General features: G+C 37.8%; 12 protein-coding genes. 3 read left to right on the top strand and 9 right to left on the bottom strand.

Translation table 11 applies throughout. The features are described from left to right. The 6 genes from JMY00_RS13215 to JMY00_RS13190 all read right to left on the bottom strand — a co-directional run. The coding region (locus JMY00_RS13215) for an MAE_28990/MAE_18760 family HEPN-like nuclease (protein ID WP_240990765.1) at nucleotides 1-359 on the bottom strand (359 nt) is incomplete at its 3' end. After that, nucleotides 349-1,494 (bottom strand): DUF262 domain-containing protein, encoded by a 1,146-nt coding sequence (locus JMY00_RS13210; RefSeq protein WP_240990764.1) that lies wholly within the window; start codon nucleotides 1,492-1,494, stop codon nucleotides 349-351. The genes JMY00_RS13215 and JMY00_RS13210, both read right to left, overlap by 11 nt. A gap of 29 nt (nucleotides 1,495-1,523) precedes the next feature. Then, the gene (gene dcm, locus JMY00_RS13205) at nucleotides 1,524-2,723 is read right to left on the bottom strand and encodes a DNA (cytosine-5-)-methyltransferase (RefSeq protein ID WP_201580496.1); all 1,200 of its coding nucleotides are present in this window, start codon (nucleotides 2,721-2,723) and stop codon (nucleotides 1,524-1,526) included. Further along, on the bottom strand, nucleotides 2,723-3,364 hold the full coding sequence (locus tag JMY00_RS13200) for an Eco29kI family restriction endonuclease (protein WP_201580495.1): 642 nt from the start codon (nucleotides 3,362-3,364) through the stop codon (nucleotides 2,723-2,725). The genes dcm and JMY00_RS13200 overlap by 1 nt, the downstream gene beginning before the upstream one ends. Nucleotides 3,365-3,444: 80 nt before the next feature. Continuing rightward, complete coding sequence (gene repM / locus JMY00_RS13195) at nucleotides 3,445-4,383, bottom strand: replication initiation protein RepM (RefSeq protein WP_201580494.1); 939 nt, start codon at nucleotides 4,381-4,383, stop codon at nucleotides 3,445-3,447. Nucleotides 4,384-4,725: 342 nt separating this feature from the next. After that, on the bottom strand, nucleotides 4,726-5,097 hold the full coding sequence (locus JMY00_RS13190; RefSeq protein WP_201580493.1) for a hypothetical protein: 372 nt from the start codon (nucleotides 5,095-5,097) through the stop codon (nucleotides 4,726-4,728). An 872-nt stretch (nucleotides 5,098-5,969) separates the two neighbouring features. Here JMY00_RS13190 and JMY00_RS13185 point away from each other — a divergent pair. Both JMY00_RS13185 and JMY00_RS13180 read left to right on the top strand, forming a co-directional pair. Further along, nucleotides 5,970-6,437, top strand: a complete 468-nt coding sequence (locus JMY00_RS13185) for a hypothetical protein (protein WP_201580492.1) — start codon at nucleotides 5,970-5,972, stop codon at nucleotides 6,435-6,437. A gap of 54 nt (nucleotides 6,438-6,491) precedes the next feature. Next, nucleotides 6,492-7,646 carry a competence protein CoiA family protein gene (locus JMY00_RS13180; RefSeq protein ID WP_201580491.1) on the top strand — a complete coding sequence of 385 codons (1,155 nt, stop codon included), beginning with the start codon at nucleotides 6,492-6,494 and terminating at the stop codon, nucleotides 7,644-7,646. Nucleotides 7,647-7,725: 79 nt separating this feature from the next. Here the strand turns inward: JMY00_RS13180 and JMY00_RS13175 are convergent, their stop codons facing one another. Continuing rightward, the gene (locus tag JMY00_RS13175) at nucleotides 7,726-8,226 is read right to left on the bottom strand and encodes a hypothetical protein (RefSeq protein WP_201580490.1); all 501 of its coding nucleotides are present in this window, start codon (nucleotides 8,224-8,226) and stop codon (nucleotides 7,726-7,728) included. Between the two features lie 155 nt (nucleotides 8,227-8,381). Continuing rightward, nucleotides 8,382-9,017: a recombinase family protein gene (locus JMY00_RS13170; protein WP_201580489.1), complete on the bottom strand. Its 636-nt coding sequence runs from the start codon at nucleotides 9,015-9,017 to the stop codon at nucleotides 8,382-8,384. A 186-nt stretch (nucleotides 9,018-9,203) separates the two neighbouring features. Here JMY00_RS13170 and JMY00_RS13165 point away from each other — a divergent pair, with 186 nt between their 5' ends. Next, nucleotides 9,204-10,220: a DNA cytosine methyltransferase gene (locus tag JMY00_RS13165; RefSeq protein ID WP_201580488.1), complete on the top strand. Its 1,017-nt coding sequence runs from the start codon at nucleotides 9,204-9,206 to the stop codon at nucleotides 10,218-10,220. On the opposite strand, the gene JMY00_RS13160 is transcribed toward JMY00_RS13165, so the two are convergent. Continuing rightward, a partial coding sequence (locus JMY00_RS13160) for an MAE_28990/MAE_18760 family HEPN-like nuclease (RefSeq protein WP_201580487.1) occupies nucleotides 10,197-10,712 on the bottom strand: 516 nt, incomplete at its 5' end. The two genes, JMY00_RS13165 and JMY00_RS13160, sit on opposite strands and share 24 nt — an antisense overlap.

Below are 10,712 nucleotides of genomic sequence, written 5' to 3'. Positions count from 1 at the left end.
GACAACTCTAATATGCTATGCTCTTCCTCTTTTATAGTTTCATGTATAGCATTGATAGACTCACTCATAGTTGATTCCATGAGGTTATATAATAAAAGATAAGTCGAAGCTCTCAAAGTTTTTTGTAGATCTCTGTTTATTTCATAGCGTGAATTAGGACTAATAAACACCTCAAATTCATGGTTTTGAGGTGGTATATCTCTAGGAGACTCACTCCAAGGAATTAAAGTTTCATTGATTACGCTTGGATGAGATATATCTGCTAGATATTTTACAAAATCAACATATTTTTGGACTTCTTGTAACCGTTCTTGAAAGTTCTCATAAGCAAATTGCAGATTTATATTATCAATTTGCATCAGTTAATGCCTCATCTTCTAAGTTCACCTCACACCCTAAAAGCTTATTTTTCACAAACTCTATGCGTTTCTTGATTTTTGGTCTTGAATTACTAGCGTCTGAACGTATCATTGCTAAAAAATCAGGATCTTCATAAGCCCAATAAGTATCGGTAGGTAATACTTCAGAGTTTTCAGCCATAGCTAAGCTAGAACCAACAGACATTGCTTCAAAACGAATTCTTGATACAGCTTTTGAGGTAGCAGATTTCCTAAATCCATTTGAGAAGTGGTTTTCAACAAAGTTCAGTGTCTCTGTAAACTGAGTTTGTAGCTCATTTTTCTTATCTTCATTGAAGTCCTGATCCATATCATTGATATAATCATCCAAGAAGCCGAGCACGCTATTGTCTCTTGTACCGTCACTTCTCTTGCCAAAATTTAAGTACCTATCTCTGTATGCAAAAAACCTCAGAACATATTCTGTTCTTTCACGTCTTCTTTCTTTAGAAACTGGCATTGGTGTCATATTAATGAACTGTTCGTTAAGTGCAAGTTCTCGAATAAATGTTATAAAATCGCTGTCTTTTGTTCCTATCCATTTTTCCATATCAGTAAGTTTAGTACCGCCACTATTTAAACGATCAAACATCAAACGTCTGGCATCCTCATCAACATTTTTTAGTTCAATCATTCTAATAGTGCTACGATTAAAACGCCTTTGTCTAACAGGTGGCAAGTCAGAAAATTTACTATCTTCTAGAATTTTAAGACGTTCCATTCCAGTTAAAGTTAGCTGATTATTTAGATAGGCATAAATTGTTTGAACTCGCTGTGCGCCATCGATGACCTCCACGTTACCTTCGGTATAAGGGTCTTCACTTTCATCAATATCAGCAACAAATAAATAAGGAATAGGCAAGCCTATAAGCAAGGACTCAATGAATAAAGATTTTTGCTTCTCGCTCCAGACAAACTCTCTCTGATAATCCGGTATAAATATTTCAGGGTCTTGTTGTGAGGGATTAAATTTCATGGCAATAATTTCAATCGGGTACTCTCTAATATCAAAATCAAATTGCTTTTGATTGCTTTTAATTTCTTTTTCAACTTCTGCAAAGTTTAGCTTATTAAAAAGCTCGTTTTGATAGGTCACAATAAACACCCCTGTTAAAAATATTCGAATTAGACCAAATGCTTGCAGTGATTGATACTAGCCTTCAAATCATTTTCAAAATCTAATTTATTTTTCTCTAAACTCAAAATATTAGCTAGCTGATTACCTATTTTCCTACCTAAAGTAACTGGTACGGCATTTCCAATTTGGCGCATTGATTCTCCCCATGCACCAGAGAAAACAAAGTCACTAGGAAACTCCTGTATAAGTTTCGCTTCATGCACAGTTAGATATCTAATACTATCGTCTGCATATCGAATCATATTCTCTCCTCCTGGTACACCATGCGCCCCTGCTTTTATAGTTTTCGATGGAAGGTCAAACATACTCCCTGTATGCCCTGGATAGCTTCTAGCTCCGTTACGAAAATTATGATCCTCAATACCATGCTTGGATTTTGGATCAGGCAAATACCCCAAAACATCTCTCATTGTTCGCCAAGGCTTACCAGAAGGTGGTATTAAGCCGTATTTATTACGTATCTTCTCAGCTCTTTTAAGAAATGTCGGACTATGTGAGTATTTGAGAGGCGAATCTATATGATGACGCTCCCAGTATTCCATCGATACAAACTGCTCCCAAAGCAGCCTGTCCAAGTTAAACTCTTCTTTTGGAAATTTCCAAACATTTTCAATATCAGCTCGAAGGCCAACTATTATCACCCTCTCACGAGTCTGAGGTATGCCGTAATTAGCAGTGTTTATTAGCTTAAAACTTACCTCATACTCTGGTATAGGATTGTTTTTTTGAAAAATTCTGAGATTATAGAGGTGTTCAGACCAATCTAATCCAGTCTGAGGTTTAGACGAAGGATATTTTAATCTCAAAAGAATGTAATCAAAATATTCTGAAAAACTTGGACGAAGTATACCTTTAACGTTTTCAAATACAAAAGCCTTTGGTTTTAGTTCGTCAATTGCCTTGATAGCATATGGGAACATATCTCTTTCATCATTAAAAGCCTTATGACTTCCACCTAAGGAGAACGGCTGACAAGGTGGACCACCAGCAATTAGATCCACTCCTTTAAAAGGCGTAAAATCAAAACTTCTTATATCCAGTTCATGTACGTTTCTAGAGTTAAAGTTAGCTCTGAGTGTTTTACAGGCATCTTTATTAAACTCAACTAGAGCCAAGTTATCAAACCCTGATTCCTCTAAACCTTTTGCCAAACCTCCAGCACCAGAAAATATCTCAAGAGACTTCATTAGTTCCCCATAATAGACAGATGTTTCATAACTCTTTCTAAAATAACGGCTTCACTGCGTGGCGTTCCCAAGCATTTATCAGCCCATTCCCTACCAGGATGAATGACATCCCAATCTGATTTAGCTTGATTAAACCTACCCTTACCAGGCGTATGGTTTCCAAAGCCATCTAACGCAGAATTCCATAATGGTTGATTCAACTTGATTAAAGCGGCCTCTATAGTTCCTATCATATCCGAACCCTCAGCCTCAAAAATAACGAACCGACATGAAAAATCACGAATATCTAAACTATCAACTTTTTCTATATTTCTGGAGTGTTCACGTATTCTCGAATACAACTCGGTAGAGAGTACTTTAGAATCATGTGATGTGCGAGACTGTCTCCAGCCTTTTGGTACAGCTTTTCCTACATAAATCGGGTTTTTATATTCTAGTCTGTTAGCTTGAGCATAAGGGGCATAAATTGCATTATTTCCCGTGTAATATATTGCGTAAACACCTGCACCAGTAAACCTTTCTGTTAATGGAATCTTATGAACAGGAGTACCGTTGAAAAACCGTATAGCATCTTTTACTAGCTCTACAAATTCCTCACTATGATATACATGCTCGCTTCTATCAAATGGTCTTACTTGCATACTATAAATCTCTTATTGGGAGGGAAAAGCTGGCTATAAAATCAATTACCTATATTAACAAAATGAGCGATCTACGATCTTTAATAAGCTAAATACTCATGAATAGGTCTCTTAATGAATTGTGAAGCGTCTTTTTTCAGGCGGTTGATCATCTCAAACTCCCACGCCTTTTCATCTTGACCAGCGGCGCTCGTAGAGCTAACCATGTGGTTGTAATCTGCTATAAACTGCGGATTACGCGCAATACGCCCAAGCTGCTTATCGCTTAGCCCATCAACGGTGAACATATCTCCATTATCAGCATTACGTGCATCAGCGGCTGGTTTGCTCTTAGGTTTTGGCTTCTCATGGACAGTAAATTTAAATCCAATAATTTTACGTCCTTCTTTTACGTTCTCATATTCAACTTTTAAGTCAGTTTTATCATTAATTTCGTTGACTGCTAAATCTAACACTCGTTTTTTAAAGTCATTCATTTTTTTATAGTCAGTAACACCTAAACCTAATTGGCCTCTAAATATTTCAAGCTCAAATACTGGCGTATTTTTAGCTGATCGCCACTGCGCTATCAATTCATATAAACGCACTGAGTAGACGCTATTTAATGTTGCAGTTTGACGCAGTAGATACTGAGTAAAGAAGTCTTCTTTACCGTCAATACGTGTTATTTCCTTAACAACAGCAGGAGTAAATATTATCTCAATTGCGCCTTTACCTTTAATATATTTCGCCTGACTAATCCAGCGTGTTTTCACCTTATCATTGTATTCATCAATAAAGCTAAATTGTCGTTCAAATAATGTTTTTTCAGCGCTTAGCATGACTTCGTAAGCTGTTTGCCGAGTTACACCAAACGCTTCTGCATAGCGTGAAGATTCGATACGTAGAGGCTTATCAGAACTTAAGCCCTGATTTTTATCTCTGCTATCAATAATGCCAACTTGTATTAAACGTATTTCAGCTAAAGATAGACTTTGTATTACCGTGTTAAGCCGATTGGTTTTGACTACTAAACCCATTTTATTTTCTCTATGGTTGCACATAGCTCACCTCGGTTCACGCCCCGTAAACCTAACATCAGTGACTTACTGTGTTAGTTATTATCAATATGATTATAGTGACACAAAAAGTCTATTGTCACAATAGTGACAAATATATATAAGTCACTAAAAGGTAGGTAAACGTCACCTTATTGGTAGGTAAACGTCACCTTATTGGTAGGTAAACGTCACCTTATTGGTAGGTAAACGTCACCTTATTGGCAGTGAAACCCTCTCATACCAATGCTTACGGAGGACTTAAAAGCTTTTAAAAGCTTTAAAAACATTAAAAACCTTTTTTTGTTTTTTATTTAATAAAATCTACTTCAAGAAAAATTCGTTCACATCATAATTTTTACCTGCACTCTCATCAAAATCACGCTGGTCATTATTGTCTAAATAAGGTTCAGGCACAGAGTTATCTGTACGACGCGATCTAACCCTACGTTCATACTTCTCTTTTTTTGACATAACCTCAGTATCACCGTTATTAGCTACAAGCTGCCCACTTTGAAAATACTTATCATCTTTGTGCTTACGATAACTCTTACTAACCCCTTGTTCAGTGATGTTGATATCAAACTCTTGTTTTAATAACTTAGCAATGTCGTCAAAAGTGTAGTTAACATACCAATCCTCTCGCTTTTGGATAATGAAGCGGATAGCATTTTTCGTCAGCTTACTTTTTGCCATAATATTCCCTGCATGGTTGATTGATCATCATTGGTAGCTCCTATAGTACCTTTGAACACCAATGAAACAAAATGAATGTATTTGAAACTATTTGAACGTATTGCAGCCTTTTGAAAAGAGATTTTGAACGCTAATGAATCTATTTGAACGCATATGAAACCAAATGAACGTATCAGTTTTAAAAATCATGTTAATGAGGCTAGTAAGTTGAACCTAAATAGAAAAATGGAGGTGGTAGAGGATATTTTTAGGATTGCAGGATAGGCTACCGCCGTCAAAAATGGGGTATTTTTGGATAAGGTTTAGTTGGTCGCAGTTCATAAGACGACTTTTTCTTAGTGACAGTGTGAACGCTATTACTGACCAAATGGAACACAAGTGATCAGTATCGTTATCTGTAGCATCAAGAATTAATCAAAAGTTCCTAAGCAGCAGCTTAGGAATATTCCTTCAAGTCAGAAAAATTATGATCACGGCTAGGCTTCCAATTTTTATAGAGCAGCTGACAAGATCAGCAAAATAAAATCTGACGTTTCACCCGATCTAATTTGATCTCTCAAATTCTCATTTCACCAAAAAACTACCGCCTAGAACATCCAAGCAGCCCAAAAAAAACCACAAAATCCGCAGCAAAATAATTTTGATGAACGCATTTGGCAAGTTAAGCAAAACTGGCCAAAAAGCCTGTCGTGCCGACGGCAGAATATAAGTACACACACCATGCAACTGGTTGCAAACGCGCAAAACCTTACAGCGTAAAGCCTTGCTTGTACCACATGAGTCGTTACGCGTGTGGTACAAATATGATATATTGTGCTTTTATCCCTTTGTTTTAGGGGTCTAACGTGTGTCACAAATGGATTTTAAAAGCTATGTTAAATCGTAAAAAACTCAATGTCAGGATTGCGCCTGATTTGTACCGTCATTTGAAAGAAAATGCACCAACAACGATGACCGATTATGTAGAGACACTGCTCATGAATGGTCTAATGTCTGACATCAGTGATATTTATAAAGATGCTCAAAATCGCTATGAAAATTTGATAGCACTTGCGAGAAACGATGAGCTAAAATCCAAAGAAGCAGAGATTGCAGATTTAAAACTTAAAATAAAAAACTCAAATTCTTATCTTGAGACTGAAGTAAACCTGATGGTGAATATGTGTATTTCTGAAGGCGTGGCGCGAGAAAAAATAGAAAAATATGCTCAGGATTTTGATGAAGAAGATGAGCTAGCAACGAAGCTCAAATTTATTAATCGTCTGACAGTAGAGCTTGCTAGAGCGAGAGATTATGAAGGCGACACTATTAGAGGTTGGGTTCAAAAAATTAAGAAGTAATGCTATAAAAACTCAGTCAGGGATTGGCTCAAATTGATCAGTTGAGGGATAAACGTGGCGTTCTCTTGTGTGAAAAACGATAAGACAATTTATAGCTTTGAGTATGGCTTAGCGGACTGGATCGCACTCAAAGAAGATAAGGATTCTACCTTTAAAATGACCTGCTGCGGCAGTCGAGCGATTTTAAAAACAAGCAAGCTTGGTACACAGTTTTTTGCTCATAAGGTCAAGCCTAAAACCAATGATTGCTCTAAGGGTGGCGAGACTCCTGAGCATATTCATATCAAATATTTAGTCAGCAAAAAATTATTTGAATGTGGCTGGAGTGTTGAGGTTGAAAAACGAGGGGTATCTAGTCAAGGCGATGTATGGATAGCCGATATATACGCTGAAAAGGACAAGTTTAAGATTGCCATTGAGGTTCAGTGGAGTCGTCAAAGCTTCGTTGAAACAAAGCGCAGACAGCAAGTTTATAAGGACTCAGGTGTCAGGTGTGCATGGCTACTTAGAAGTGGCTCAGTGAAAGACAGGGACGCTATAGTCGGTGATTTTTTGCACAGAACAAAATGTGTGCCGGTATTCTCGATCTACAGAAATCAAAAAGAGTCTGACAGTACCTATAAGGTCTATAACGTCTGTAAAGCCGCGTCAAAGGAGCGATTAAACCCCGATCCGCTAGAGCAAACCGAGTTAGAGCTGAATGATTTTGTCGAGAAACTCGTATCAAGCAAAATACAGTTTCACCGAACATATAGCGATACTTCCAAACTCACGCTAGATATCGTCAGAATGCAGTGTTGGTCTTGCAAGAGAGTGACCAATACCGTTGTGAAAGCTAGGTTTAAAAATACGCTTTATGGTATTGAGAATAGCTATAGCAGTATCAGCCAAGAAGTTGATGAATGTGATAGCAAGACGATAGAGCTTATCAATGATAGCTTTGCTCAGCATTATAATTTCGCGCCATTGAGAAGCCGATACAGCAAAACGGTAAATGGCAGCTACATTGCTAATTCTTGTACCTACTGTGATGCTTTAATGGGTCGTCATTTCCTAAAGTCTTGGGGATCTTACTATTCTAGTCAGACGGTTGAGACAGACGAAATCATCGTACCGAGGTACGGTAGGGTATTAATGGAATTTGGCAAGGTGGGTTTTTATAGTAGAGCGATTGACTATAATGAGGGTAGATGGGTACTGACTCAATGAAAGTGTACTAGGTTTCCGTGTCATTATGCCTTCAGACTAAAAGACAGTTATACAAAGTTTAAGGTATTCTCATGAGCTTCTAGAACCTCCACCATTTTTTCTTTTTGTCCGTTGTAGGAGGCGGTGGCTCATACTGATCTTGTTCGGCCTGTACTTCATCATTAGATTCAGATTTTTTGAACTCAAGCAGTCTCACTTGCGCAAAATCGTGAATACTGGCATTGGCTTTCTCCAACGTCCTATTTAGCTGAATGATCTGTTGCTGGTAATTCTCTATCAACTGTTTTTGTTCGCTGACTTGTTGCTGTAGGTACTCATTCTTTAATTTCTCTAGCTCTAATTGGTGTTCAAATACTGTATTGGACAGTACAGCTTGACTGTTAGAGTGCGTATTATCAAAAGTGTTCAGTGAGTGTTCAGTACGTTTTTTGGAAACAGGTTCACCAAATACACGAAGCATTTCCGCAGTGTCAATTTTCTTGTCGGCGGTTCTAGAAAGCTCGCCATCATTGACTTTCTGATAAATAGTGGTTCTTGAGACACCCCATTCTTTTGCTGCTTTTGTCACCGATATATTCATTGTTTACCTAGTGTTCAAGTACGTTTTTAGTGGCTATCCAGTATGGCTGTCCAGAACGTTCAGTGAACAACTATGGCACTAATACAATGACTAGGCAAACTAGATGTAAATTATTTAGTGATGAGACATCGAAATATTTTATAGTGTGCCTATGCTCACTTAACGCTTGCTTTTACATCTTGATCTATCAGCCTCTTATTGTCTTTAACGATATCAGCGATCAGCTGCCGCGAACACTTGGCCATACCCTGTATTTCAGAATAGCTGTGACCAGCCTTTAACAGGCTTGCAATAATCTGACGCTTAACGGTATCTTTCCTACGTCCAGAATATTTACCTTCTGCCTTAGCACGAGCAATACCTTGCATCTGACGGTTACGGCGATCCTCATAATCTTTTCTAGCAATGGCTGCGAGCATATCCAGCATCATTGAGTTAATGGCCTGCAATACACTGCTCATAAATTCAGTGCTGCTTTCAGACTGAAGCGCCATATATGAGGTAGGCAGCTCTTTTGATACGATAGATAGCATTCTTTTGAGAGTATCCCAATCAGCTTGGTTCAAACGTGCCAAGCGATCAATTTGCTCAACTAAGATCACATCGCCCTTATGAGCATCTTCAATCAGCTGCATAAGCTTTGGCCGCACCAAAATAGCTCCTGATTCATTTTCGATATAGAATGCGGCAATTTTGTGTCCATGATCGTTGGCAAATGCTATGAGTTCGCTTTTGGCACGCTTAGCATCTTGTTCTTTGGTAGACGCTCGTAGATACGCTCTGATAAACATAAACACCTAAAATAGTCTTTTATAAGTGGTTCCATTATACCAGTCTGTTATAAGTAGTCTGTTAATAGGCTTGAAGGGTGAAATAGATGGTTCCGCTAGGGTATGCTCATAAAAAAAATATTATATATAGCTGCTCGAGTTTTAAGGCAAGTTAGTGTATCATTCTGACTTAGAGGAATATTAGCTATGAATATAGAAGCAGTAGATTTGTTTTGTGGTATAGGTGGACTGACCGCAGGACTTATAAAGTCTGGAATTAGCGTTAAAGCAGGCTATGATATTGAGTCTGACTGTCGTCATGGCTATGAACATAATAATAACGCTACCTTTGTGCATAAAGACGTGGCTGATGTTACTGCTCAAGAGATTAACGATTGGTACTCTAAAGGCGTAGTACGTCTACTTGCTGGTTGTGCCCCTTGTCAGCCTTTTTCAACCTATAATCAGGGAAAAGACACTACTTTAGATAAAAAGTGGCCACTTCTTTATCATTTTATGAGGTTAATTGAAGAGGTAAAACCTGAGCTTGTTACAATGGAAAACGTACCAGATGTAACTAAGCACAAAGTTTATCATGACTTCGTTGCTAAGCTTGAAGAGTTAGGCTATACGGTATCAGCTAGTAGAGTAGATTGCGTAAAGTATGGCATACCACAAACACGTAAGCGCCATGTGCTATTAGCCAGTCTTATTTCTAGTGACATTGCACTGATATCACCGACACATGATGAAGCTGTAACTGTTAGAGATGTGATCGAAGACTTACCACGCTTAAGCTCTGGGGAACAAAATAAGGAAGATCAGCTGCATATTTGCTCAAAATTGAATGATCTTAATATGAGGCGTATTAAAGCATCAAAGCCGGGTGGGACTTGGAAAGACTGGCCAGAAGGTTTGATTGCTAAATGTCATAGCAAAGAATCAGGAAAGTCTTATGGTGGAGTATATGGACGTATGGAATGGGATAAGCCTGCACCAACAATGACAACTCAGTGTTTCGGGTTTGGTAATGGACGCTTTGGTCATCCATCACAGCATCGGGCTATATCCTTACGTGAAGCAGCAATTTTTCAGACCTTTCCTGAAGATTATCAGTTTTATAAAGGCGTTCTTATGATTAAATCCGTTGGGAAAATGATTGGTAATGCTGTGCCTGTTCGTTTGGGTGAGGTAGTTGGACTAAGTCTGCTGAGGGGTTCGTAAATATTTTTGACAGGTTAAAAATTTATTTAATCCATTAAAAACCCCCATAAGAACTGCTTCTACACTTTGCAAATTACTATTCATTATATCGACAGGCATATTTTGACCACAGTACGAAAATGACTCCGATCCATGTGCCAATGCATTACGTTTTTGTTTGATAGACCTTATAACTTCAGAGTCCCATAATAAAGGTTCGTTGTCTGGTTTATATGGTGAAAGCTTGATGCCATATTTCTCACAATATTCTTTTATCACTTGATAATCAATATTTCCACTAAAAAGCCTTTTTTTATCGTAACCTAAATCTAATAAATTCTCTCTGATATCTTTATTATCTTTAGAGTACTCTACCACCTTAGATTCTGTTAATCCTTTTCGGAAAGAGTTTAAAATTACTTTGTGTACCTTTTCTGACAACTCTAATATGCTATGCTCTTCCTCTTTTATAGTTTCATGTATAGCATTGATAGACTCACTCATAGTTGATTC

Source organism: Psychrobacter sp. Pi2-52 (assembly GCF_904846705.1).
In the GTDB taxonomy this organism is placed as follows: domain Bacteria; phylum Pseudomonadota; class Gammaproteobacteria; order Pseudomonadales; family Moraxellaceae; genus Psychrobacter.
The sequence above is the reverse complement of the archived record's forward strand: the minus strand, read 5'-3'. Positions and strand labels throughout refer to the sequence as shown.

Bases quoted from the DNA above. Each gene is read 5' to 3' on its own strand.
- repM (WP_201580494.1), bottom strand. From the start codon at position 4,383: ATGGGTTTAGTAGTCAAAACCAATCGGCTTAACACGGTAATACAAAGT.
- JMY00_RS13190 (WP_201580493.1), bottom strand. From the start codon at position 5,097: ATGGCAAAAAGTAAGCTGACGAAAAATGCTATCCGCTTCATTATCCAA.
- JMY00_RS13175 (WP_201580490.1), bottom strand. From the start codon at position 8,226: ATGAATATATCGGTGACAAAAGCAGCAAAAGAATGGGGTGTCTCAAGA.
- dcm (WP_201580496.1), bottom strand. From the start codon at position 2,723: ATGAAGTCTCTTGAGATATTTTCTGGTGCTGGAGGTTTGGCAAAAGGT.
- JMY00_RS13165 (WP_201580488.1), top strand. From the start codon at position 9,204: ATGAATATAGAAGCAGTAGATTTGTTTTGTGGTATAGGTGGACTGACC.
- JMY00_RS13185 (WP_201580492.1), top strand. From the start codon at position 5,970: ATGTTAAATCGTAAAAAACTCAATGTCAGGATTGCGCCTGATTTGTAC.
- JMY00_RS13200 (WP_201580495.1), bottom strand. From the start codon at position 3,364: ATGCAAGTAAGACCATTTGATAGAAGCGAGCATGTATATCATAGTGAG.
- JMY00_RS13170 (WP_201580489.1), bottom strand. From the start codon at position 9,017: ATGTTTATCAGAGCGTATCTACGAGCGTCTACCAAAGAACAAGATGCT.